This window comes from Lentzea sp. HUAS12 (assembly GCF_024125735.1).
In the GTDB taxonomy this organism is placed as follows: Bacteria; Actinomycetota; Actinomycetes; order Mycobacteriales; family Pseudonocardiaceae; genus Lentzea; species Lentzea albida.
This window is the reverse complement of record NZ_CP099738.1, coordinates 8,650,504-8,674,599: the sequence shown is the minus strand read 5'-3', so window position 1 is coordinate 8,674,599 and position 24,096 is coordinate 8,650,504. Positions and strand designations below refer to the sequence as shown.

Below are 24,096 nucleotides of genomic sequence, written 5' to 3'. Positions count from 1 at the left end.
AAAAAACAGTGTTACACAACGCCCGCCAGACTGTCCGCAACTTCTTCCGGCGACGGCGTGTGACGTATCTCCCGAGCTATCTGACCAGCGGCTTCCCGGAAGGACGAGTCGGCGAACAGCCGCCGCACGCAGTCCACGATCGGCCCGGCGCTGAACGCACCCGGCCGCAACGCCGCACCGGCGGCCACGAGCGCGTCGGCATTGCCGGACTGGTCGGCTCCCTGCGGCAGCACGACCTGGGGCACGCCCGCGACGAGAGCGCCGAGCATCGTGCCGCTGCCGCCGTGGTGCACGGCGACGTCCGCGTACCGGAGCACCTCCGCCTGGGGCAGCCACGGGTGGACCGTCACGTTCGGCGGCAGGTTCCCGAGCTCGACGTGCGGCGCGGCCACGACCACCTGCGCCTCGGTGAGCCTGCCGAGCCCGACGACCGCCTCCGCGAGCAGTTCCCGCGTGCCGAACGCCGTGCCGAGCGTGAGGTAGACCAGTTTCCCGGCGGTGCGGTCCGGCACGTGACCGGGCGGGGAGTACGGCACGGCCCGCAACGGGATCCGGTCCTCCTTCAGGAAGCCGGGGTCCTGCAGCGAGGGCGGGCAGATGTCGAGGTGCCGTCCACCGGTGGGCCGCACGAGCCCGATGCCCTCGGGGAACATCCGCCCGAACCCGTGCCACAGCGCGGGAAAGCCGCGGCGGCGGGCCTCGGAGACGACCTCGGGCACCGCCCACTCGCCGATCACGAGGTCCGGCAGCAACCGCTCCAGCTCCTGCGCGATGTCCTCGGCGTAGATCTCGCCGAACACCAGTCCTGGCCGGAACGGCCGCAGCCCGAGCTTCCCGAGCACCGGGTGCATGTCCTCGCCGACCGCGAAGTGCACCTCGTGCCCGGCTTTGCGCATCGCCTGCGCCAGCGGGATCAACGGGTACGTGTGGCCGGGGGTGGCCATGCTGGCGAAGAGCACGCGCATGTCCGTGACGATACTGAGTTCCCATGGGAACCAACCGCGACAAGATGATCAACGGCGAGCCCTACCTGCCGGCGGATCCCGAGCTCGACGCGGACCGGCGCCGCGGCTGGCGCGAGATGGCGCGGTTCAACGCGCACGACCCGGAGGACCTCGACGGGATGTACGAGATCCTCAAGGGGTTCGTGGCGGAGATCGGCGAGAACACGACGTTCCTGCAGCGCCTGCAGATCGAGTACGGCTACAACACGCGCGTCGGCGCGAACAGCTTCATGAACTACGGCGGCGTGATCCTCGACTGCGGCCCGGTGACCATCGGCGACCACGTGATGATGGGCCCGAACGTGCAGCTGCTGACGGCGCAGCACCCGGTGGAGGACCACGACGCGCGCATCGCGGGCTGGGAGACGACCGCGCCGATCACCATCGGCGACAAGGTGTGGTTCGGCGGCGGTGTGATCGTGTGTCCCGGTGTGACGATCGGCAACAACACGGTCGTGGGCGCCGGTAGCGTCGTGACGCGCGATCTGCCTGCTCACGTGCTTGCGGTCGGCAATCCCGCACGGGTGGTTCGTAAGATCTGAGGTCATGCGCAGCGAGGAGATCCAGATCCGCACCGGCTCCGACGAAGTCGTGTACGACCTCACCCGGGACTGCCAGCGGTTCCTCGACAGCGAGGACGGCGACGGCCTGCTGCACGTGTGGGTGCCCCACGCGACCGCGGGCGTCGCCGTCATCGAGACCGGCGCGGGCAGCGACGACGACCTGCTGACCGCGTTGGAGCGCATCCTGCCCCGCGACGTGCAGTGGCGGCACCGGCACGGCACCCCCGGCCACGGCCGTGACCACGTGATGCCCGCGCTGGTGCCGCCTTACGCGACGATCCCGGTTCTAGGCGGTGTGCTGACGCTCGGCACGTGGCAGTCCATCTGCCTGGTCGACACCAACGTCGACAATCCCGTCCGCACTGTCCGTTTGAGCTTTCTTGCCGGCTAGCAGCAGCACGACGCCCAGGAGCGCGATCCCGCCGAACACCCACCACTCGGTGCTCACGGACCCGTCGTACAGGAGGCTGCGCAGGCCTTCCGCCGAGAACCGGAACGGCGTCCACGACCACAGGACCGCCCTGTAGACGGGGTTGAGCAGCTCCGGCACCTGGCCCGCGACGGCCGGCGCCATCAGGTAGAGCAGGCCGAGGACGCCCATCGCGCGGACGCCGAGGTGCTTGAACAGCCCGGCCTGCAGCAGCGCGAACGCCGTGGCGACGGCGAGCAGGAACGCGAGCGTCGGCACGTTCAGCGTGACTCCCCACCACGCCAGCAGCCCCGCGGTCGAGCAGGTGACGAGGACCGCGGCGGTCGTCGCCGAAAGCCACCTGAGGTCGCGGCCCTTCAGCACCACGAACAGCAGTCCGGCGACCATTCCCCCGACCCACAGCAACGCGCTCGCGGCCAGCGGCGCCGTGCGTTCGGCGGCGGACACGGCCTGGGTCTCGATCCTGACCGGCACCCCCGCGCCCTGCGCGACGCCGGTCAGCACCTGCTGCGCGACCTGCGTGCCGGACGGGTTGACGGCGGGGTTCAGCCGGATCGTCGCCTGGCCGGGCGCGATCTCCAGCACCCCGTAGACCTCCTTGTCCCGCAGGAGGTTCCGGGCCTCGTCCGCGGACACGACCCTGACGTCGACCTCGGCCGAGTCGGCGGCCTGGACTCTGTCCGCGACCGGCGGAGGTGCGACGACGGCGAGCGGGACGTCGTGCGGGTGCACGGTCGCCTGCACGCCGAAGGTCAGCAGTCCCAGCAGAAAGGCCACCACCGCGCCTGCGACGGCGGTGACCAGGGCGGTGCGCATCATCCGCCTCCCTAGTTCATCAAGTGTTGAATTTAACGCGCACGGTACGCCCGCCGCCTTCGCCAGGTCAACGCTTGATGAATTAAGCCGCTGTCAGACCCACCAGGTACCGTTTCGCCCGTGACGTACCCAGGTGGCGGCGGGCAGGGCGGCTGGAACGACCAGCAGGGCTGGGGCCAGCAACAACAGGGTGACTACCAGAGCGGCGGCTACCCCACGGGCGGCTACCAGACCGGGGGCTACCCGCAGACCGGTGGCTTCCCGCAGCAAGGCGGCTTCCCGGACCAGGGCCAGTTCCCGCAGCAGGGCTACGGCGGATACGGCGGCCTCGGCGTGTACGGCGGCTTCGACAACGAGCCGCCGAAGAAGAACAAGACGCTGTGGCTGGTCATCAGCGCCGTGGTCCTGGTGCTGCTCGTGGGCGGCGGCCTCACGTGGCTGCTGCTCTCGAAGCAGAACTCGGGCGACAACACCGCCCAGCCGACCACGTCCACGACGTCCAGCACCTCCGCGCAGCCGACCGACGGCCCGTGCCCGAAGAACGAGGGCACGCAGTGCGTCGAGACGGCGCTCGGCTACAACTACGTGGTCCCGAAGACCTGGGACGTCATCGCCGACGCCAAGGTGCCGGTCGAGGCCATCCCGGGCATCTCGCTGTCCGGCATCACCACCTACGGCGACTACACCTGCGAGGGCAAGCCGTTCACGAAGGGCACCAACGGCGGCACGCTGCTCCCGAAGAGCGACATCACCAAGGCGGCCACCGACTTCACCAAGGCCCTCGCCACGCAGTACTACTCGTCGGGCGGCGACCCCAAGGTCACCACGACCGAGCCCAAGCCGGTGAAGATCCAGCACACCCAGAAGGACGGCAAGAAGGTCACCATCGAGGGCGTGCAGATCGACGCCACCGTCACGCAGACCGGCAACAAGTGCCTGGCCAGCAAGGGCATGGTCAAGGTCGTGGTCCTCAACGGCAGCAGCAAGCTCCACGTGCTCGCCGTGAACGGCGACCTGGAGGGCGGCGGAGGCGGCGCCACCCCGCCCCTGCCGAAGGAGGCCGACCTCCAGAAGATGGTCGACTCCCTGATCCCGACCTCGTAACCCGGCACCCGCGCCACCGCGGCTCCAGGCCGAACGCCACCACCCGGCCTGGAGCCGTTGCCCCACGCCGAAATGCGGCGGCGCCGCTGTGCCGGCTTCCCAGCGGTGCGGCCGCCTGGTCTCCCACAGCACCGCCGCACCAGCCTCAGAAGCGGTGCGACCCGCCCAGCAGCACCACCGCACCGGTCCTCGCAAGCCGCGCCGAACCCCATCTCTCCCAGGCTCACCGCCGCGCGCCTTCACCATGCCGCCCTCCCCACGGGCCGCACTCCCCCGCAAACGCCGAACGCCGGGCCGCGCCCCAGCGCAACCCGGCGTCCGCCACAAAACCTCAGCCCTTGACGACCTGCACCAGGTGCTCAACGGCCTCCGCCACCGGAACCTCCACCCGCTCACCCGAGCGGCGGTCCTTGACCTCGACGTTGCCGTCCTTCAGCCCCCGCCCGACCACCAGGATCGTCGGGATGCCCACGAGCTCGGCGTCCGCGAACTTCACGCCGGGGCTCGCCTTGCGGTCGTCCAGCAGCACCTTGAGACCCTTGGCGCTGAGCTGCTTCGCGAAGTCCTCGCCCGCGGTCAGCAGCGTCTCGTCCTTGCCGGCCACCACGACGTGGACGTCGGCGGGCGCGACGTTGCGGGGCCAGATCAGGCCGCGCTCGTCGTGCGACTGCTCCGCGATCGCCGCGACGAGCCGCGAGACGCCGACGCCGTACGAGCCCATGGTGATGCGGACGGGCTTGGAGTCCGGGCCGAGCGCGTCGAGCGAGAACGCGTCCGCGTACTTGCGGCCGAGCTGGAAGATGTGGCCGATCTCGATGCCCCGCGCGGCGACCAGCACCCCCTTGCCGTCCGGCGACGCGTCGCCCTCGCGGACCTCGGCGACGTCGATGACGCCGTCGGGCGTGAAGTCGCGGCCCACCACCAGGTCGACGACGTGGTGGTCGGCCTTGTCGGCGCCGGTCACCCACGCGGTGCCCTTGACGACGCGGGGGTCGGCGAGGAAGCGGATGCCGTTGGCCTGGATCGCGCCCGGACCGATGTACCCCTTGACCAGGAACGAGTTCTTGGCGAAGTCGGCCTCGTCGACCATCGCGACCTCGGCGGGCTCCAGCGCCGCCTCGAGGCGCTTGAAGTCGACCTCGCGGTCACCGGGGACGGCGACGGCGAGCAGCTCCCAGTCCTTCTGGCCGGGCTGCTTGGTCTTGACCAGGACGTTCTTCAACGTGTCCGCCGCGGTGAACTTGCGGTCGGTGTTGGCGTTGAGGAAGTCCACCAGCGTCTCGATGGTGGGCGTGGCCGGCGTGTGGTGCACCTGCGCGGCGGGCTTGTCGTCGATCGACTGCTCGGCGGGCACGGGCGTCGCGACGGCCTCGACGTTCGCCGCGTAGCCCGACTCGGTGCTGCGCACGAACGTGTCCTCGCCCGTCTCGGCGACGGCGAGGAACTCCTCCGACGCCGAGCCGCCCATCGCGCCGGACGTGGCGGAGACGATCACGTACTCCAGGCCGAGCCGGTCGAAGATGCGGATGTAGGCGTCGCGGTGGTCCTTGTAGGACTGGCTCAGGCCCTCGTCGGTGAGGTCGAACGAGTACGAGTCCTTCATCAGGAACTCGCGGCCGCGCAGGATGCCCGCACGGGGACGAGCCTCGTCGCGGTACTTGGTCTGGATCTGGTACAGCGTGACGGGGTAGTCCTTGTACGAGCTGTACTCGCCCTTCACGGTGAGGGTGAACATCTCCTCGTGCGTGGGGCCGAGGAGGTAGTCGGCGCCCTTGCGGTCCTTGAGGCGGAACAGGTTGGGGCCGTACTCCTCCCACCGGTTCGTCGCCTCGTAGGGCTCCTTGGGCAGCAGCGCGGGGAACTGGATCTCCTGCGCGCCGAAGGCGTCCATCTCCTCGCGGACGACGGCCTCGATGTTGCGCAGGACCTTGAGCCCCAGCGGCAGCCAGGTGTACCCGCCCGGCGCGACGCGGCGGACGTAGCCGGCGCGCACCAGCAGCTTGTGGCTGGGCACTTCGGCGTCCGCCGGATCCTCGCGAAGGGTGCGCAGGAACAGCGACGACATCCTGGTGATCACGGTGGGTACTCCTCGTTCACGGGCAGTTGAAACAGCGTACTGGTTGGGCGTTCCCCGAAATCGCGCGCGGTGCTCTGCGTGGGCTCTGACCTGCGACGACAGAATTGTCAGACCCCCTGAGTAGCGTCCTTCCCATGCCGCTGACCATTGACATGATCACGATCGACACGGGCGACGCGCGCAAGCTCGCGCAGTTCTGGACGGCCGCTCTGGGCACCACGATCCAGAACGACTGGGGTGAGTTCATCGTGCTCGCGCCGAACACCGGGGCCGGGCCGGCGCTCGCCTTCCAGCAGGTGCCGGACGCCACGCCGGGCAAGAACAGGGTCCACTTCGACACGCACGTTCCCGACCGCCTGGCGGAGGTCGCCCGGTTGGCGGCACTCGGCGCCACGGAGGTCGCCGTGCACAGCGTTCCCGGCCTCGTGTGGTCCGTGCTCGCCGATCCGGACGGCAACCAGTTCTGCGTCGGCCAGCCCGGCGAAGAGCTTCAGAGCGCGACCGGCAGCCCGTAGTCGATCCAGGTCCGCGCCACCCCGAACCCGGCGCGCTCGTAGAGGCCGAGCGCTCCGGTCGGGTTGGCCGTGTCCACGGAGAGCCCCGCGCGCTGGTACCCCTTCTCCCCCGCCTGAGCCAGCGTGCGGCTCAGCAGGGCGGAGGCGACGCCGCGCCCGCGGTGCTCGTCCAGGGTGCCGACGTCGCCGATCCACAACTCGCGGACGCCGGTCATCTCCTCGACGACCGGGTAGTGCCGCGCGAGCACGAACCCCACGACGGCGCCCTGTGAGAGCGCCAGGAAGGAGGACTCGGGAACGAACCTCGGGCTGTCGGTGAACGACGCCGCCCATTCCTGGGGGCTGCGCTCGACCGAACCCCAGTGCCGCGCGAACGCCGCGTTGCAGACCAGCCGGACCTCTTCGCCACGAACCGCGGAGAACGGCACGATCTCGTAGCCGGACGGGATCGGCGCCTGGGCGAGTGACTCGCCCAGTGCCACCTCCAGCTCGTGGAAGTGGCGGTCGGCCTGGAACCCGAGCTCCTCGACGAGCGCGACGTGCCCGGCGGAACGGCTCTCGGCCATGGTGCACGCGGTGAGCGGCATACCTGGATGCCGTGAGACGTGGAGCGCCCGCGCGAGCTCCGCGAGACGCGGCAGGAGCCGCATCCCGATGCCCCGGCGCCGGAAATCGGGGTGCACCAGCCCGTCGAGGCGGACGCGGTGCGTGCCCACGGGGTTGTCGCGCAACACGACAAGCCCGTACGCCGCAAGCCTTTCGCCCGCGAGCACGGCCACCGACCCACCGGGCAGGTCTGCCTCGCGGAACGACTCGGCGAAGTCCTCTTCGGACAACAGCTCGCCGGTGTCGTCGACCGCCTCGGCCGCGTTGTAGAGCGCGGCCACCTCTGGGATGTCCGCTGTCGTGAGCGGGCGCCACACGAGTTCCACGCCAACTGAAGCTACGGGGAGGTGATGGGCCCAACAACCGAATATTGCGTTGCCCGGACCGTGCCGCCAGGGCCATCCTGCGAGCGATGACGCCACCAGAGATAGCACCGCTGTACGCCGACGTGACGTTCCACGGACCGCTGTCCGAGGAACGAGCAGCCCGCCTCATCCGCTCGCTCCTGCCGCTGGACGACGCCCACGTCGTGGACCTGGGCTGCGGCTGGGCGGAGTTCCTCCTGAGGACACTGGAGGCAGCGCCCACGGCCACCGGCACCGGCGTCGACCGCAACGCCGTCGACATAGCCCACGCCCAAGCCAACGCCGCCGCCCGAGGCCTCACCGACCGCGTCAGCCTGGTGGTGACCGACGTGGCCGAGTGGCAGCCGGACAGGCCGGCCGACGCCGTGATCGTCAACGGCGCCACCCAGGTGTGGGGCGGAGACCCGTTGCAGCACACGGTGAACGCGCTGACGGAGGCGAAGAAGCTCCTCAAGCCGGGCGGCCGCTTCCTGCTGGGCGAAGGCTTCTGGCAGCGGGAACCCACCGAGGCACAACTGGCGGCGATGCCGATCCCCCGCGACCAGTACGGCTCGCTGGCCGACCTCGTCGACCTGGCCCACGCGCACGGCTACCGCCTGCTGGCCGCCGAACAGGCGAGTCTCGACGAGTGGGACGTGTTCGAGAACGGCCACGGCATCGCCTGGGAACGCTGGCTGCGCGCCAACCCGGACTCCGAGCACGCCGCCGAGATCAGGGCGAAGGCCGACAGGCAACGCGGATGGCGCCTGCACGGGTGGCGCGAGACGATGGGCCTGGCGTACCTGACGCTGCAGGCCCCCTGACGCCGCTGGAACCCTGATGACGCTGGCCGCGGCGGTGAGGGTCACAGCCGCGCAGCCACGGCGCTGCCTGGTTGTGGCGACTCGCGCCGCGTACTCACACGCGGCCGAAGCACCACGCTCCACACGGCACATGCCGCACCCCACCCGAGACGGGCGTGTGCCGCACCCACCGCCCAACGCAGCGGGTGCGGCACACGGACATCCGGACCACCTGCCCCCGCAGGCGTCCACCGGGGAACACGGCCGGGCTCGAACCGGCGTCCCTCCGGAGAAAGAGCCGGAGCTCTACCACTGAGCTACGCGTTCCAGGCGTCCGGCGGGCCGGGCTCGAACCGGCGTCCACCCGGTCCAGAGCCGGGCGCTCCACCACTGAGCTACCACCGAACGCCCCCAGCCTCCTCAGCCCGGCGCGTCCTGTCCACCGAATACCGGTCCGCCGGACACCTCGGCCCGCACCGGCTTGCCGCTGAACACCCCGGCACGCCGCAACGTCATGGCCCACAAGGGATCCGACACCGCCACGCCGTGCACGAGCTCCGGGGTCGGCCGGAAGCGCGCGACCAACGAGTGCTTCCGCGGCGCGGTCCAGGACCGTGCCGGGTCCACGCCGTGCGCGCGGCAGGCCGCCTCGACGTCCTCGCGGGTGCACGTCGCGACCCCGTCGAGCACCTCCCACGGCAACGGCAGCGCGGCCCACACGGCGGTGTCCGGGTGCAGGCCGCCACCCGTTTCCTGATGCCACCACGCCAGGTCTGCCGCCATCACGCGCATCGCTTTGCCCGGCCAGGCCGGGGCGAGCAGCGACGTCAGGCCCGCCGCGTGCAGGCAGGTGATCCACGCGGTGCGGGCCGTGTTGTAGGCGCCTGCGTAAGCGTTCCACGTGGACGAGTCGACGCCGGAGCGCACGATCATTGTCGTGCGGTCCACATCGGATTCGCGCCACAAGCCGCCGAGCACCGAGGCGAGTGCCCGCACCGCCGCCGACCACCGGCCCAGCAACGAGCCCAGCTGGTCGGCGGACAGGTGCCGCAGGGCGTCCCAGGCCGGGTGCGCGAGCGCGATCATCGTCCAGTCCGTGTCCGCCGCAACACGACAACGCGCGAAGAGCACGTCGGCGACCTGGTCGAACGGGTTCTCACGGCCCGCGAGGCCGAACTCGCGGCGCAGCTTGCGGCGGGCCGTGAAGTACGCGACGAAGCAGGCGGCGGCCGGATCGGCGCGGAAGCGGTCGCGGTCGATCACGTCCACGAACCCCGCCGACGCCAGCAGCGTCGCGCGGCGCAGTTCCTGGGCGCGGCCGAGGCGTCCCGCCTTCGCGGAGAGCCTGCGCAGCATGCGGAAGCGGCGGTTGTACTGCCTCTTCGACAGTTCGATGCCGGCCGACGCGCGGGCCTCGCGGTTCAGCCGGTCCGCGAGGAAGTCCGTGCGCGAAGCGTCCCAGCCGATGCCGGCACCGGCCAGCGCCGCGAACTCCAGCACCGACAACGGGTTCTCGGCGTCCACGTCGCAGTCCAGGTCACCGTCCACGTCGAACAGGCGGCGGGTCGCGGCGACCTGACGCGCGGCACCGACCGGGCGGGCGTAGTCGTCGCTCATCCCGGAGAAGCCGTGCCAGCGCGACGCGTGCGCCGCGACACCGCCGATCACCGCGCGCTCCCGGCGCGTGGGGTTCGGCAGCGCCTCCAGCACGAGGACGGCCACCTCCTCGGGGCGCGGCCGGGCGTCGAGCGAGCGGTACAGGCGGTCGAGTGCGTCCACGCCTTCCAGGTGACCACGCCCTGTCCAGCTGTTTTCGTGCTTTGCCCTACGCTTTCGACCGTGCTGGTGCTGCTTCCCCCGTCGGAGACCAAGGCGATCGGCGGCGAGGGCGCGCCGCTCGACCTCGACGCGCTGTCGTTCCCCGAGCTCAACCCCGTGCGCGACAAGCTGGTGTCCGCGCTGGCCGATCTCGCGCAGGACGTCCCGGCGAGCCTCAAAGCGCTCGACATCTCGGAACGCCAGGTCGACGAGGTGCACCGCAACGCCCATCTGCGCACGTCGGAGACGACGCCCGCACTCCTGCGCTACACCGGCGTGCTCTACGACAACCTCGACTTCCCGTCGTTGAAGAAGGCCGAGAAGGAACGTGCCTACCAGCGGCTCGCGGTCGCGTCGGCGCTGTTCGGAGCGGTTCGCGGCGGTGATCCGGTGCCCGCGTACCGGTTGTCCGGCGGCAGTGCGCTGCCCGGCCACGGCAGCCTGCGCACGCTGTGGAAGCCCTCGCTGGAGCCCGTGCTGAAGGAGGCCGACGAGTTCGTCGTGGACCTCCGGTCCGGCGCGTATTCGAGCCTCGCGAAGATCCCGCACGCCGTGGTCGTGCGGGTGGTCACGAGTGAGGGCAAGGTCGTCAGCCACTTCAACAAGGCGCACAAGGGGCTGCTCGCGCGTGCCATCGCGAGGTCCAACTCGGAGCCCACCGACCTGAAAGGCCTGGTCAAGCTCGCGCAGAAGGCCGGTTTGACGATGGTCCCGACGGGCGCGAAGACGGCCGACCTGATCACGGGTTAATTCGGTTGCGGGCACGAGAACCGCACGGCAAGCTCTCCCCCGAAGCGTGACAACGGAGCTGGATCGAGGAGGTGCGTGATGTCAGAGCCTGTCTTTGGACGTGGCACCGCACTCGCGACCCGTCCAGCCGCCCTTCGCGCCTGATCAGCACCGTTTGATCGCAGAGCGCCAGTGGGGCGGTCACCTTCATCTTTTGGGAGACCCCACCGTGCGCGAGCACGATCTCTACGAACGCTACGAGTCTGCTTTCGAAGGCGCCGACGACACCATGCGGCGCAAGGGAAAGCGCACCACCAGGCGCGGCGACGACGCGGAACCCACGCGTCGCGGCCGCATGACCGAAGCCGAGAAGCTGCGCGTCGCGCGAGTGCGCGAGGACCAGCTCAGCTCGGCCGACACCCCCGAGGACGGCGACCGCTGGTCCACGTGGGGCGACGCGGAGCAGGGCCCGAAACCGCATCCGAACTGGCTCATCACGGAACTGGCCGCGGTGGACCGCGAGCTGGGCATCGTGAAGACCGGCAAGGAGGCGGACGTCTTCCTGCTCGAACGCGCCATCGGCGAGAGGACGAGCCTGCTCGCCGCGAAGCGCTACCGCAGCAACGACCATCGGATGTTCCACCGCGACGCGGGGTACCTCGAGGGTCGGCGCATGAAGAAGTCCCGTGAGACGCGGGCGATCGCGAACCGCACGGCGTTCGGGCGCAACCTGATCGCCGAGCAGTGGGCGGTCGCGGAGTTCGCCGCGCTCTCCAAGCTGTGGCAGATCGGCGCGCCCGTGCCGTACCCGGTGCAGCGCAGCGGTACCGAGCTGCTGCTGGAGTTCATCGGGGACGCCGAGGGCAACGCGGCGCCGCGGCTCGCGCAGACCCGTCCCGGCGAGGACGAGCTGCTCGACCTGTGGCGCCAGCTGGTCGCGACGCTGTCGACGCTCGCGGAGGCGGGCATGACGCACGGCGACCTCTCGGCGTACAACCTGATGGTCCACGACGGCAGGCTGGTCGTGATCGACCTGCCGCAGGTGGTCGACCTCGTCGCGAACCCGCGCGGGGTGGAGTTCCTGGACCGCGACGTCCGCAACATCTGCGGCTGGTTCGCCGCGCGCGGCCTGCCGCCGGAGATCGGCGACCCGTCGTCGCTGGTGGCAACGCTGCTGGACGTGGCGGGTATGGCCTGACCCACGTTGCGCGTCCGGCCGTGTCCAACGACACTGCCGGGCGCGCGAGTGGTTGCCGTTGATCAGCTAGACTGTAAGAGCACCGATGAAGGCTTGACGGCCGTTGACCGGTGCGTCCACCCACTCATTCAGGCGTGACCACCACGCCGGGCTCGTCCTTGTGAACTGGCACCGCGGCAAGCGCGGGGCAGCCTTGAGACGTGCCATGTCTCGGAGGTTTGTTTTGCCATCAATGTCCGAAGGTCGTTCCGAGCGCGGACAAAGCCGCAGGTCACCGCGGCGCCGCTCGGGTCGCCAGGGCAATTCCTCGCGTCCGCAGTCGCGGGTCGAGGAACCGATCGTCGCCGAGCCGTTCGAGAGCACGCTGCCGGAAGGCCCGCTGCCCTCGTTCGCTGAACTCGGCCTTGCCGACGCGCTGATCCGCTCGCTCGTCGCCAACGAAATCACTGAGCCGTTCCCGATCCAGGCGGCCACCCTTCCCGACTCGCTGTCGGGAAAGGACATCCTCGGGCGCGGCCAGACCGGCTCCGGCAAGACGCTGGCGTTCGGTCTCGCGATGCTCTCGCGCCTCGCGGGCGGCCGCTCGCTGCCGCACAAGCCGCGCGGCCTGATCCTCGTCCCGACCCGTGAGCTCGCGATGCAGGTGGAGACGGCTCTCATGCCGCACGCCCGCTCGCTGGGCCTGTGGTGCCGCGTGGTCGTGGGCGGCACGTCCTTCCCGCGTCAGATCGACCACCTGCGCCGCGGCGTCGACCTGCTGATCGCCACGCCGGGCCGGCTGTCCGACCACGTCCGCCAGGGCACGTGCGACCTGTCCGAGGTCGAGATCACCGCGCTGGACGAGGCCGACCAGATGGCGGACATGGGCTTCATGCCGCAGGTCCGCGCGATCCTCGACCTGACCCCGCAGGACGGGCAGCGCCTGCTGTTCTCCGCGACGCTCGACGGCGACGTGGACAAGCTGGTCCGCCAGTACCTGCACTCCCCGGTGACGCACTCGGTGGCCCCGGCCACCGCGAGCGTCACGACCATGGAGCACCACCTGCTGCTCGTGTCCGCCGAGGACAAGCAGAACGTGGTGACCGAGGTGGCCGCGCGCGAGGGCCGCACGATCATGTTCGTGCGCACCAAGCACCACGTCGACCGCCTGGCCAAGAAGCTCCGCTCGGTCGGCGTCCACGCGGGCGCCCTGCACGGCGGCAAGGCGCAGAGCGCGCGCACCCGCGTGCTCGGCGAGTTCCGCGAGGGCACCACGCCCGTCCTGATCGCGACGGACGTGGCCGCGCGCGGCATCCACGTCGACGACGTCTCGCTCGTCGTGCACGTCGACCCGCCGGCCGACCCGAAGGACTACCTGCACCGAGCGGGCCGCACGGCACGCGCAGGCCAGTCCGGCACGGTCGTCACCCTGGTGACGCACGACCAGCGCCGCGCCGTGCAGGGCATGGCCGCACGCGCGGGCATCCGCCCGGAGAGCACGAAGGTGCGCCCCGGCGACGACGACCTGGTCCGCATCACCGGTGCCCGCACCCCGTCCGGCGAGCCGATCGTCGAACGCGAGAAGCCGGCCCGCCGCAGCGGCGGCGGTCGCCGGTTCGGCGCACCTGCCGCCGGTGGCGGCCGCGGTGAGTACCGCGGTGGTTCGGGTCGCCGCACCGAGGGTGGCGAGTTCCGCGGTGGGCCGCGCCGGGCGGAGCGGTCCGAGGGCGGCCGCACGTTCGGGCGGACCGAGCGCGGCAGCGCGGGTCGTCCGCGCCGGGCGCCGCAGCACTGAGGTTCGATTTTGGTCGAAGGCCGCTTCCCCGGTTCGGGGAGGCGGCCTTCGCCGTTTCGGGGACCGCTTTGCCCGCTCGGGGCAGACGGTCCCGAGGCCGCCCACCAACTTGCGGCAGAAGGCCTCCGCCGTTCCGGGAGACCGCCCTACCTGCTTGGGCAGGCGGCCTCGCCCACCCAGCTGAGGTTCCGCCGCTTCACGCCGCCCGAGGGCATGCTGCTTCACCATTCCGGGGCTAGCTCGGCCGAGTTGTCCACAGATCGGTGAGCGGTGGCTTGACACGCCCGCATCGCCGTTAAGTTGGGTGGAGGCAGGTGGTCAGCCCCCTGGGTGGGCGGGGCCTCGGCTGGCGCGGGCTTGGCCGGCGCAGGCTTGGCTGGACGCGGGTTGGCCGGGCGCGGCTACAGCTGAGCAGGAGCCTCGACCGGCGCGGCCTCGGCCGGATGCGAGCTTGGCCAGGTGCGGCCACAGCTGAGCAAGGCCTTAGCCGGCCCGAACCCGACCCACGCGGACCTGGCCGGACGCGGGCACAGCCAAGCGCGACCACAACCGAGCGGCCCCCAGCCGGCGGCCTCGTCGCCACGCATAAGGTGCCTCATGGGGCGGAACTGGTACCTGCTGTGGAGCGGTAGCGCCATCTCGGCGCTGGGGGACGGCATCTTCCTGGCGGCACTCCCCCTGCTCGCCACCACGCTCACCCAGGACCCGAAGCTCATCGCCGGCGTCAGCTTCTTCGGCACGCTCCCCTGGCTGCTGGCCGCCCTTCCCGCCGGCGCGGCGGCCGACCGGTACGACGGCCGACGCCTCCTCCTGGCCGCGCTGTGGGTCCAGTGCGGGCTCATGGCCGTGCTCGCGGCCTTCCACAGCACGCACATCGCGTTCCTGTACGTCATGGCGTTCCTGATCGGCACGGCCGAGAACGTCCCTCGTGCCGTGGGTCAGCCGCTCATCAAAGCCACTGTGGACGACCGTCTGCTGGAGCGCGCGAACGGCAGATTGTTCGCCTCTCAGGCGGTGGCGCTGAAGTTCGCCGGACCGCCGTTGGGCGGGTTGTTGTTCGCTACGGCGGTGGCGGCGCCGTTTTGGGTCAACGCGTTGACGTTCGGTCTCGCGGCGTTGCTGGTCGTCGGTATGCGCACCGAGCGCAGGCAGCCGACGTTGAAGCCGAAGGCACGCGAAGGCTTGCGGTGGTTGGTGCAGCACAGGGTGTTGAGGACCGTCACGGTCGTGAGTGCGACTACGAACCTGTGCATCGCGATGACCATGGCGACGCTGGTGTTGTTCGCGGAGCGGCGGCTCGGGCTGGGCGGTGCGGGGTTCGGGGCGCTGCTGGCCACGCTCGCGTGTGGCGGTGTCGCGGGTGCGCTGCTCGCCGAACGGGTTCTGGGCAGGGTGAGGCGTGCTGTGGAGATCACCGTCGTGCTGATTCCCCTGATGTGGCTGGGAATTGCGACGGTGGCGCACGACCTGGCGACGGTCGCCGTGTTCGCCGTGGTGAGTTCGTTCTGCACGGCGGTGTGGGGTGTGGCCACCTCGTCGCTGCGGCAGCGGGCGGTGCCCGCGGAGTTGCTCGGGCGCGTCAGCAGCGCGCAGACGCTGATCACCTGGGGTGTTCAGCCTGTCGGCGCGCTGCTGGGCGGGCTGGTGGCGGACCGGTTCGGGCTGCTGGCGCCCTGGTACGTCGCGGTCGCGCTGCGCACCGCGGTCGGGCTCCTGGCCGTCAGGCCGCTACGCGCTCACTTCGCGGCCGCCGCCTTGAACGTCCACTGCGCGGCCGAACCGGAGCAGGACGCCGCCGTCACCTTCCCGGACGCGTCCCGGTAGCACTTGGTGTTGTACTGCATGTCCGAGATCGTCTTGTTCGGGTTGATGGACCACTGCTGCGCCGGGCCGCCGTCGCACTTCTTCAGCAGCACCTTGCCCGAGGACAACGTCGTGCACAGCTGGGGCGAGCCCTGTTCCATGAACGCGCCGTGGAACTTGAACTGCTGCAACGCCGACCCGTTGCACGTCGCGGTCGTCAGCTGAGCACCCGAAGCGCCGCCCTGCAGGCACTTGCCGGTCGAGACGTTCTTGTACTCGCCGTTGGTGGTCTTGGGCTTGGCGCCGCCGTAGCACTCGCCGGTCGAGGTGTTGAAGATCGGCGCCGGGTCCACGGTGAGGTTCGACGGCGGGTTGAGGATGGTCTCCTCCATCACCGGCTTGCCGTCGTCGTGGTAGTTCGTCAGGGCGTCCTCGCAGTCGATGGCGTTCATGGCGTTGCCGCCCTTGCCGCCGATCCACGCGTCGAAGTGCCAGAGCTTGGGACCGCCGTTGGGGCCGTTGCCGTTCCAGTCCTGCTCGCACGAGGAACAGGAGTCCTCCATGACGAAGTACTTCTTCACCCTCGGGAAGTAGATCTTCGTGCCCGGCTTGGCCTCCTTGCTGGACGTGGCGAACGTGATCGGGTCGGACCACGTGCCCTTCCCGCCCGCCGTGTCGTGGAGGCCGGGATAGGCGATGTCGCCGCCGGGCGGCGTGTTGTCGTACCAGCCGTAGAAGGTCCAGAAGACCTGTTGGGATGCCGCGTTCGCCGGGGTCGAAACGACCAAACCGGACACCGCTAGCACAATTCCTGCCGCCAAAGACAGGGCGCGTTTCATGCGTGCCTCCGCACAACCGGTGGACGTGGCGGCGTGAACGCAGAATCCACCGGTTGTGCGGCTTTTGTAAAGAAACTTATCTAACTATTTGCTGGAGCAATGTCGGCCACCGGGCCCACCACGATGATCGCCGGCGGCCGGACCTCCCAGGCCTTCACGTCGGCGCCGAGCGAGTCCAAAGTGGACCGGTAGACGCGCTGCGAGGTCGTGCTGCCCTCCTGGATCACGGCGACGGGCGTGGAACCGGGACGGCCTTCCATCAGGGCCGTGGCGAACGCACCGGCTCGTTCGACGGCCATCATCAGCACGACGGTGCCCTGCAGGCGTGCGATCGCCGGCCAGTCGACGAGCGAGCGCGGGTCGTCTGGCGCCACGTGGCCGGAGACGACGACCACCTCGTGTGCCACGCCTCGGTGCGTCACGGGAACACCGGCCAACGCCGGTACACCGAACGCTGACGTCACGCCGGGCACCACGGTCACGGGGATGCCGGCCTCGGCGCACGCGAGGAGCTCCTCGAAGCCCCGGCCGAAGACGTACGGGTCACCGCCCTTGAGCCGGACGACGAACTTGCCTTCCTTGGCGCGGTCGACCAGCGTCTGGTTGATGAACTCCTGCGTCGCCGCGCGCCCGTAGGGGATCTTCGCCGCGTCCACGACCTCGACGTGCGCGGGCAGTTCCTCCAGCAGCTCGCGCGGGGCCAGGCGGTCCGCGACGACCACGTCCGCGTGCGCCAGCAAACGCTTGCCCTGCACGGTGATCAGCTCGGGGTCGCCGGGGCCGCCACCGACCAGGGCGACGCCGACAGGAGGTGCGGCCTGGTCCGCGATGCGGCCGTCGCGCAACGCCGACACGAGCCCGTCGCGCACGGAGGCCGAACGGCGGTGCTCACCTCCCGCGAGCACACCGATCAGCATGCCGTCGTGCATGCCGGTCGCGGGCGTGACGGCCGTGCCCTCCACGGCGATGTCCGCGCGCACGCAGAACACACGCTGCGAGAGAGCCTCCTCGGAGATCTGTGCGTTCACCTCGATGTCGGACGTGCACGCCACCACGTACCAGGCGCCCTCGACGTCACCGGCCTCGAACAGCCTCTCGTGCCAGGTCAGCTCCCCCGCGTCGACCATGCCCTGCACGGCGGGGGTGACGGACGGCGACACGAGATCGACGACGGCGCCGGACGCGATCAGGCGGGGCAGACGGCGCTGCGCGACCGTGCCTCCGCCGACCACGAGGACGCGCCGGCCACGGAGGTCGAGGCCGGCCAGGTAGTGCTGTTCAAAGGGCATGCGTAGAAGCATCCACACGGGACCCGCCGTGTCCAGCCGAAGGGAACATGGTCACAGCTCCAGCAGCTCGAAAGAGGTGGCGAGGACTCCCCCGAAGCGCTGTCCGACCGCTTCCGCCATCGAACGGAGGAACGGCTCCGGATCGGCCATGTCGCCGCTCAACGCCTCCAGATACGCCTTGTGCGCGCGTAGCGAGGCCACGGAAGCGTCGAACGAGTCGGTGATGTCCACGGCGTGCGTCGCCAACGGCGAGGACGCCGCCGCCACGTACTTGACGCCTTCCCACTTCTCCAGCCCGAGTTCCGGGAAGATCCACCGGTTGCCCGCGTCGCGGACCGCGTCGACGGCCGCACGCCCGACGGCGATGTGGTCGGCCATGTTCAGCCCACCGCCGGGCCACGTCTCGCGGTAGTTGCCGGTGATCACGAACTCCGGCCGGTGCCGGCGGATGGCGGCCGCGATGTCGCGCCGCAGCGGCAGGCCGTACTCGATCGTGCCGTCCGGGTGGTCCAGGAACTCGACGACGGTCACGCCCACAGCCGCGCAGGACGCGATCTGCTCCTCGACCCGCACCGGCGCGCAGACAGCCGGGTCCATCGAGTCGATGCCGTTCTCACCACGGCACGCGAGGAGGTACGTGATGTTCTTGCCCTGAGCGGTCCAACGCGCGATGGCGCCCGCACCGCCGTACTCCATGTCATCGGGATGAGCGACGACGACCAGCGCGCTCGACCAGTCCTCGGGCACAGGTTGCAGATCAGACATGCGTGCAGGGTGCGCGCCGGAGCACGCACCCTGCAACAGACTTGGTCAGAGCTGAGCGGTGATCACGTCGTAGTAGGTCGCGATGCGGCCGTACACGCCGGGGTAGCCGGCACCGGCGCAGCCGCGGCCCCACGACGTGTCACCGATGAGCTTGCCGCCGTAGACCAGCGGGCCACCGGAGTCGCCCTGGCAGGTGTCGACACCACCCTGCGGGAAGCCCGCGCACACCATCGAGGTGTTGCTGTACTGCGGGTACGCGGTGCGGCAGGTCGCGTCGGACGTCAGCGGCACGTTGGCCTTGAGCAGGTAGCGCGACGCGGAACCACCCGAGGAGGTGGTGCCCCAGCCGAGGATCAGCGCCGAGTTGCCCGCCGCGTACAGCGCGGTGTCGGACGGCGTGGCCAGCGGCAGGGTCGCCGAGCTGATGTTGCGGTCGAGCGTCAGCACGGCCACGTCGAAGCCGGAGGTCGCGCTGCGGTAGCTCGGGTGCACCCAGATCCGGGTGACGCTCGCGACCGTGCCCGCGGTGCTCTGCTTGTCGTCACGCCCGTGCACCACTCGGGTGCTGGACGCGGACCGGCCCGAGACGCAGTGCGCCGCGGTGACGACCTTGTTGGCCTTCACCAGCGTTCCACCGCAGAACTGGGAACCGGAGGTCGAGGCCAGGTAGACCACCCAGGGGTACGTCGAGGTGCTCGCCCGCGTACCGCCGACGATCATCGGCGAGACGTCGCCCGCATTCGCGGCGGGGGCGACGAAGAAGATGCTCGCGAGAGCGGACACAACGACGGACACGATCAGGCGATGCAGGGTTTTCGCCATGTTGCCAGTCCTTCCCTATGACGCTGTGTGTGCAGGGTGTGAAGTAACGGCACACACAGCGTCATGGGCGGAGATTCGGCGGCGTAACCGCCATTAGTCGGACATGTCCGACTTCACAATTGACTACTTGAGAATTCCCCGCGCCTTGAAGGCGGCTGCGACGGTGGCGGCGTCCGCGTCACCGTAGAGCTTCTTCGCGGTGGCGACGGTCGCGTTCGCCGCCGCCTCGAAGGTGGTCGACGGCGAGTAGGAGAACTGCGACTCCAGCACGATCTTCGCCGACTTGTCCCGCCCGAACGCCTTGTAGACGTCGAAGAGGGCCCGCGACCAGATCTGGCCGTCGAAGTGCACCTCGTTCTGGCGCTGGCTCACCGTCAGGTTCGTGTCGGTGCGGCGCAGGCAGTGCGGCGTCTCGGTCGTGTACGCCGTCGCGTCCCAGTCCATGATGCACGCCAACGGCGTCGTGGCCGTGTCCTGGGCGTCGCGGGAGGACATGATCAACGCCCACCAGTCGCCGAAGCCCTCGCCGATCGAGCCGCCGTCGAGCGACGAGCCGAAGCCCGGCACCTGGGCGTCCTGGATCGCGTGGCCCAGTTCGTGCCACACCACCTCGACGTCCTCGGCGTCGTCCACGCCACCCGTGCCGAACGTGATCTGGTCCTTGCTCGGGTCGTAGAACGAGTTGTCCTCGGTCAGGCCGAGCGTGGTGATCTTCTGGGCCTCGTTGTTGATGTTGGTGAACCCGAGGCCCTGGATGTACTTCTGCGCCTCCGTCACACCCCAGTAAGCGTTGACCTGCTCGAAGTAGTCGTTGTTGCGGGTGTAGTTGAACTGGTTGCTCTTGTTGTACGCGAGCTTGCTCTTGGCGCCGGTCAGCGTCGCGTACTTGCCCTTGAGGTAACCGGAACCGTCCAGATCGGACAGCGTGACCGCCTTGTACGCGGCGGCGGGCACGGCCGAGTCGGCGTCGTTCGCGTCCTTGAGGTTCTGGTTCTGCTGCGACGCCACGGGGTTCGGGCTGAACACCTTGCCGGTGCCGTTCGCGTGCTTGACCAGGCTCTCGGTCTTCACGACGGCCCCGGACTCCGCGTGCACCAGCGTGCGCTCGGATCCCTTGCCGCTGTCGGAGATCACCTCGTAGACGAGGCCGGTGCCGGGCAACACCTTGAGGTTCGCCCCCTCCGGCGCGGCGACCTTCGTCTTGGCGTCCTCGGCGGTGACGGCGGGCGTGACGTCGACCGATCCCACGGCGAGACGGCCGTCGTCCACGGTCTTCGCGCCGGTCGCCTTGTCGACGTGCTCGACGTAGTACGCGCCCAGCACGGGTTTGCCGTCGTAGGTCTGCTCGTACCAGGTGTGCGTGGCGGTCAGGGAGTCGCGAACGGCGAGCAGGCGCAGGCCTTCCCGGGGCGCGGCGGCCTGGGCGGTGATCGTCAGCAGGGACAGCGCGACGCCGGCGGTGCAGGCGACAGCGACGAGACGACGGGCTCTCATGCCGGTCTCCAGTGCTTTCGGGCCCGTGCAGGGATGGGCCGTGTGCATGGCGACGCTAATCGGGAGGACTTCGGCAGAAACCCTACGAAAGAAGGAAAAACATCAGTGTTCCCAGACTCCGGGAACAACAATTACGTCGGCTTCGACCGGAATGTCCAGCGTTGGCCCGGTTCCGAAAGCGACGAACGCGACCGCGGCCCCACCGGAGGCCAATTCGCTCGCGCCCTCGTGGCGCACCTCGGTGCCCGCGCGCAGGAGCGGGCCGACCGCGTTGATCGCCTCGGGAGTCCCCACCACGAACGCGGCGCGCCGGATCTCCGACTCCGCACGCGGTGTGCGCTGCTCGGCCGTGCCGGGACCGAGCCCGACGAGCGCGAGCCGGCCGCGGGGCAGCACCCGTGCCGCGGCCACGGTCACGTTGTCCCGCTTGAACTTCTCGGCCGCCAGCTCGATCCGGCCGCCGAGGCCGAGGCTCTGCGCGCCGCGCAGCGCGGCCGCCTCCGCGACGCTCGCGGTGCCCAGCGAGTTGCGCACCACCGAGCTCGGGTTCGGCACGCCGATCTCGGCGAGCTCCTCCGTCGGGAACGTCAGCAGCTCCGCCGTGTCGCCGTGCCAGAAACCCCAGTCCTCCACGGCGTCCACGATGCCGGGCTCGTCCGCCTTGACGTCCGCCGTCGCGAAAGCCTTGATGGCACGCAGGTCCAGGCCGCCCTGGGCGTCCAGTTCCGACAGTGCTGCACCAACGCTCGTGGCCGACGCACCCCGTGTGGAGCCCACACCGACGACGAGCGTGCGCGGCACGATCCGCAGCACGTTCTCCTTCGTCGCGGCGGCCCGGTCGTCGACGACGATCACCCACGTCGCGTCCTCGCCGCCCGGCACGACGTTCGGCGGCAGCGCGGGCAGGGGGAAGTTCAACGGGTTGCGCAGCACGACCTTCTCGCCCGCCTCGATGGCGGCGGTGCAGGCCTCCACGTCGCCGTCCGCGGTGGCGTCCAGCTGCTCGACCAGCTCGTCGAGCATCGAGTCGATGGACGGGCCGCTGGTCACGACGGCCGTGCGGTTCAGCACGTCCGCGACGTGGCGCGCGAACACGTCCGCGTCCCCGGCCAGCGCCACCACGAAGTGCTGGTCCACGCAGACCACGGCGGGGTCGGATCGCCTGTCCCCCAGCAGGGGCGCGATCAGGCGGACCGCCGAGGACGCGTCGAGGAACAGCACTACGGCGCCGAGGCGGGGCCAGAGACTGCGGACTGCGGGCTTGACGGGACCGTCGGGGACGACGGCGTCGGAGCCGAGGAGGCCGGCCAGGTCGGCGGCGTCACCGCGCTGGGCGGGGCCGGCGAAGACTCCGATCACGCTGATGCTCCCCACAACGGGCCGCCACCAGCCCACTCACCGATCACTTCTTGGTTCCCCACAACAACGTCACGGGCACAGCAGGCGCGAAACCCGAGTCCAGCAGGCGCGAGGCCGTCCAGTGCACGCCCTCGACCTCGTACCCGGCGGCCTGCAACGCGTCCCGCGCGGGCACGATCTCGTCCACGCTCTCCGTCGAGACGACGACGCGCTTCGCCGACACCGCGGCAGAGGCCTTGACGGCGCTCAGGTTCCCGCGGCCGACGAAGACCGCGTCCGGGCGCGGCAACGAGGACGCGTCCAGCTCCGACTCCTCGACGCGGACGTCGACGCCGTGCGCGGACGCGTTCGCGATGATCCGCACGCACTGCACCGGATCCGGCTCGACCGCGATCACCGCGGCACCCAGCCGCGCGCACTCGACGGCGACCGCGCCGGACCCCGCCAGCACGTCCCACACCAGCACGCCGGGACGCGGGGCGAGCCGGGCCAGCACGAACGCGCGGACCTCGGCGCCGAGCACGTGCGTGCGGCTCGCGAACGCGTCGTCCGGCAACGCCCAGCCGTCACTGGAGCGGAGGAACTCGTTGTCCGCCAGGCACAACACGGCGTCGGGCGCCGTCCAGCGGCGGGTCACCGCGTCACGCGGGTCCACTGTGGTCAGTTCGTCGCCGTCCTGCACGACCAGCGTGCGGCGCCAGCCCGCGAGGCCCGCGCCGATCTCGGCCGGGCCGATGCCCTCGGCCAGCCTGACGACGACGGCGGAACCGGCGCGGCACGCGTTCAGCGCGGGGCGCAGGCCGTCGGCGGCGTCGACGACCTCGACGGGACGGCCCGCTGCCTCCCGCAGCCTCTCGAGCGACATCAGTTCGCGGACCGCTTGGGCTTGCGGACCGGCTTCTTGCGCGGCGCGGACGTCGAAGCGTTGACCGTCGGCGGCTTCGGCTTCTCAGCGGCGACCACCGTGAGCTTGGGCTTGGGCGCCTGCTCTTCGGCGGGCTTGCGCACCGACTGCTGTATTTCCTCGACCGCTGTCCACGCCGGGTTCGGCTCGGCCACGGGGGCGTCGGGGACCGGTGCGGCGGCGGGGATGGGCTCGTCCGGACGCGCCGGAACGGGCTCGTCCACGCGCGTCGCGATGCGGGAGGCGGCACGGCGTGACCAGCGCGAGGGACGGGCGGAGCGCAACGGCTCGTCGACCGACGTCGTCGCCGAGGCCGACACACGGCGCGTGGGCGCCTTCACCGCGGCACCGACGAGGAACAGCGTCGGGCGGTAGAGCTTGTGCTTCTTCACCACGGCTTCCAGCTCACCGACCGTCGTGTGCACGAGCACCTCGTCGGCCTGGCTCACCTTGTACGCGACGACGACCGGCGTGGCCTCGGAGTACCCGCCCTGCAGCAGCTTCTCCACGAACTGGCCGGTGCGCGCGCCCGAGACCGTGGCGGCCATCGTGGTCTGGAGCTGCGCGAACTCGCTGACGCGCTCGCTGCTTTCCGGCGAGAGCAGCACCGCGGACGACGCCTCGGTCTGCGTGAGCTCGCGGCCGATCCGGGCGGCCGCGGCGGCGACGACGGACACGCCCGGCACGACCTCGACCTCGAGACCGAGGCGCACGCACAGGTCGTGCTGCTCCTGCACCCCACCGCCGGTCGCGGCGTCGCCCGCGTGCAGGCGCACGACGACCTGGCGTGACGCGGCCGCCTTGCGATACAGGTCGGTGATCTCCTCGGGCGTGACGCGGGAGAAGTCGACCAGGTCGGCGTCGGCCCGGGCGTGCTCGCGGATGCACTCGGCGTCCACCGCGCTGGGAGCCCAGATGACGACGTCGGCTTCCGCGATGCGGCGTGCGCCTCGGACAGTGATGAGGTCGGCGGCACCGGGACCGGCGCCGACGAAGGTGACCCGACCGGTCGTCGTCACGACAGCTCCACAGGGGGTTCG

The 24,096-nt window shown here is 70.5% G+C and carries 22 protein-coding genes and 2 tRNA genes; 9 read left to right on the top strand and 15 right to left on the bottom strand.

Annotated elements, in window-relative coordinates:
* Positions 1-11: 11 nt before the first annotated feature.
* The gene (locus tag ND450_RS40720) at positions 12-965 is read right to left on the bottom strand and encodes a glycosyltransferase (RefSeq protein WP_253323365.1); all 954 of its coding nucleotides are present in this window, start codon (positions 963-965) and stop codon (positions 12-14) included.
* A 23-nt stretch (positions 966-988) separates the two neighbouring features.
* On the opposite strand from ND450_RS40720, the gene ND450_RS40715 reads away from it, so the two are divergent.
* Both ND450_RS40715 and ND450_RS40710 read left to right on the top strand, forming a co-directional pair.
* Positions 989-1,546: a sugar O-acetyltransferase gene (locus ND450_RS40715; protein WP_253323364.1), complete on the top strand. Its 558-nt coding sequence runs from the start codon at positions 989-991 to the stop codon at positions 1,544-1,546.
* Positions 1,547-1,550: 4 nt separating this feature from the next.
* Positions 1,551-1,958, top strand: coding sequence for a YjbQ family protein (locus ND450_RS40710; RefSeq protein ID WP_253323363.1), 408 nt, complete (start codon positions 1,551-1,553; stop codon positions 1,956-1,958).
* Here ND450_RS40710 and ND450_RS40705 read toward each other — a convergent pair.
* Positions 1,854-2,813, bottom strand: coding sequence for an ABC transporter permease (locus tag ND450_RS40705; RefSeq protein WP_253323362.1), 960 nt, complete (start codon positions 2,811-2,813; stop codon positions 1,854-1,856). The two genes, ND450_RS40710 and ND450_RS40705, sit on opposite strands and share 105 nt — an antisense overlap.
* A gap of 120 nt (positions 2,814-2,933) precedes the next feature.
* Between ND450_RS40705 and ND450_RS40700 the strand changes: the two genes are divergently transcribed.
* Positions 2,934-3,917, top strand: coding sequence for a hypothetical protein (locus ND450_RS40700; RefSeq protein WP_253323361.1), 984 nt, complete (start codon positions 2,934-2,936; stop codon positions 3,915-3,917).
* A 331-nt stretch (positions 3,918-4,248) separates the two neighbouring features.
* Here ND450_RS40700 and ND450_RS40695 read toward each other — a convergent pair whose 3' ends face one another.
* The gene (locus tag ND450_RS40695; RefSeq protein WP_253323360.1) at positions 4,249-5,994 is read right to left on the bottom strand and encodes a proline--tRNA ligase; all 1,746 of its coding nucleotides are present in this window, start codon (positions 5,992-5,994) and stop codon (positions 4,249-4,251) included.
* Positions 5,995-6,128: 134 nt separating this feature from the next.
* Between ND450_RS40695 and ND450_RS40690 the strand changes: the two genes are divergently transcribed.
* Complete coding sequence (locus tag ND450_RS40690; RefSeq protein ID WP_253323359.1) at positions 6,129-6,509, top strand: VOC family protein; 381 nt, start codon at positions 6,129-6,131, stop codon at positions 6,507-6,509.
* Here the strand turns inward: ND450_RS40690 and ND450_RS40685 are convergent.
* Positions 6,485-7,441 carry a GNAT family N-acetyltransferase gene (locus tag ND450_RS40685; protein ID WP_253323358.1) on the bottom strand — a complete coding sequence of 319 codons (957 nt, stop codon included), beginning with the start codon at positions 7,439-7,441 and terminating at the stop codon, positions 6,485-6,487. The two genes, ND450_RS40690 and ND450_RS40685, sit on opposite strands and share 25 nt — an antisense overlap.
* An 86-nt stretch (positions 7,442-7,527) precedes the next feature.
* Here ND450_RS40685 and ND450_RS40680 point away from each other — a divergent pair, with 86 nt between their 5' ends.
* Entirely contained in the window at positions 7,528-8,283 is a 756-nt protein-coding gene (locus ND450_RS40680) for a cyclopropane-fatty-acyl-phospholipid synthase family protein (RefSeq protein WP_253323357.1), read from the top strand.
* Positions 8,284-8,517: 234 nt separating this feature from the next.
* Here ND450_RS40680 and ND450_RS40675 read toward each other — a convergent pair.
* From ND450_RS40675 to ND450_RS40665, 3 genes are all read right to left on the bottom strand, one after another.
* Positions 8,518-8,589: transfer RNA gene (locus ND450_RS40675), tRNA-OTHER, on the bottom strand.
* A gap of 6 nt (positions 8,590-8,595) precedes the next feature.
* Positions 8,596-8,667: transfer RNA gene (locus tag ND450_RS40670), tRNA-Gln, on the bottom strand.
* A 15-nt stretch (positions 8,668-8,682) separates the two neighbouring features.
* On the bottom strand, positions 8,683-10,041 hold the full coding sequence (locus ND450_RS40665) for a hypothetical protein (RefSeq protein ID WP_253323356.1): 1,359 nt from the start codon (positions 10,039-10,041) through the stop codon (positions 8,683-8,685).
* Positions 10,042-10,101: 60 nt separating this feature from the next.
* Between ND450_RS40665 and yaaA the strand changes: the two genes are divergently transcribed.
* From yaaA to ND450_RS40645, 4 genes are all read left to right on the top strand, one after another.
* Positions 10,102-10,830 (top strand): peroxide stress protein YaaA, encoded by a 729-nt coding sequence (gene yaaA / locus ND450_RS40660; RefSeq protein ID WP_253323355.1) that lies wholly within the window; start codon positions 10,102-10,104, stop codon positions 10,828-10,830.
* A gap of 208 nt (positions 10,831-11,038) precedes the next feature.
* Positions 11,039-12,007: a serine protein kinase RIO gene (locus ND450_RS40655; RefSeq protein ID WP_371927554.1), complete on the top strand. Its 969-nt coding sequence runs from the start codon at positions 11,039-11,041 to the stop codon at positions 12,005-12,007.
* Positions 12,008-12,239: 232 nt separating this feature from the next.
* Positions 12,240-13,781, top strand: a complete 1,542-nt coding sequence (locus ND450_RS40650) for a DEAD/DEAH box helicase (protein WP_253323354.1) — start codon at positions 12,240-12,242, stop codon at positions 13,779-13,781.
* Between the two features lie 597 nt (positions 13,782-14,378).
* The gene (locus ND450_RS40645) at positions 14,379-15,605 is read left to right on the top strand and encodes an MFS transporter (RefSeq protein WP_253323353.1); all 1,227 of its coding nucleotides are present in this window, start codon (positions 14,379-14,381) and stop codon (positions 15,603-15,605) included.
* Here ND450_RS40645 and ND450_RS40640 read toward each other — a convergent pair.
* The 8 genes from ND450_RS40640 to ND450_RS40605 all read right to left on the bottom strand — a co-directional run bounded on the left by ND450_RS40640 (position 15,518) and on the right by ND450_RS40605 (position 24,075).
* A complete protein-coding gene (locus tag ND450_RS40640; RefSeq protein WP_253323352.1) occupies positions 15,518-16,381 on the bottom strand; it encodes an RICIN domain-containing protein in 864 nt (287 codons plus the stop codon). The genes ND450_RS40645 and ND450_RS40640 overlap by 88 nt on opposite strands.
* Positions 16,382-16,503: 122 nt before the next feature.
* Positions 16,504-17,712 (bottom strand): uroporphyrinogen-III C-methyltransferase, encoded by a 1,209-nt coding sequence (cobA, locus tag ND450_RS40635; protein WP_253323351.1) that lies wholly within the window; start codon positions 17,710-17,712, stop codon positions 16,504-16,506.
* 51 nt (positions 17,713-17,763) lie between these two features.
* Positions 17,764-18,477: a PIG-L deacetylase family protein gene (locus ND450_RS40630; RefSeq protein ID WP_253323350.1), complete on the bottom strand. Its 714-nt coding sequence runs from the start codon at positions 18,475-18,477 to the stop codon at positions 17,764-17,766.
* Between the two features lie 45 nt (positions 18,478-18,522).
* A complete protein-coding gene (locus ND450_RS40625) occupies positions 18,523-19,299 on the bottom strand; it encodes a trypsin-like serine protease (RefSeq protein ID WP_089917435.1) in 777 nt (258 codons plus the stop codon).
* Positions 19,300-19,422: 123 nt separating this feature from the next.
* A complete protein-coding gene (locus ND450_RS40620; RefSeq protein WP_253323349.1) occupies positions 19,423-20,793 on the bottom strand; it encodes a M36 family metallopeptidase in 1,371 nt (456 codons plus the stop codon).
* A gap of 102 nt (positions 20,794-20,895) precedes the next feature.
* Complete coding sequence (locus ND450_RS40615; RefSeq protein WP_253323348.1) at positions 20,896-22,152, bottom strand: cobalamin biosynthesis protein; 1,257 nt, start codon at positions 22,150-22,152, stop codon at positions 20,896-20,898.
* Positions 22,153-22,195: 43 nt separating this feature from the next.
* Positions 22,196-23,017, bottom strand: coding sequence for a hypothetical protein (locus ND450_RS40610; protein ID WP_253323347.1), 822 nt, complete (start codon positions 23,015-23,017; stop codon positions 22,196-22,198).
* The gene (locus ND450_RS40605) at positions 23,017-24,075 is read right to left on the bottom strand and encodes a cobalt-precorrin-4/precorrin-4 C(11)-methyltransferase (protein WP_253323346.1); all 1,059 of its coding nucleotides are present in this window, start codon (positions 24,073-24,075) and stop codon (positions 23,017-23,019) included. Before ND450_RS40605 ends, ND450_RS40610 begins: the two co-directional genes overlap by 1 nt.
* Positions 24,076-24,096 lie beyond the last annotated feature (21 nt).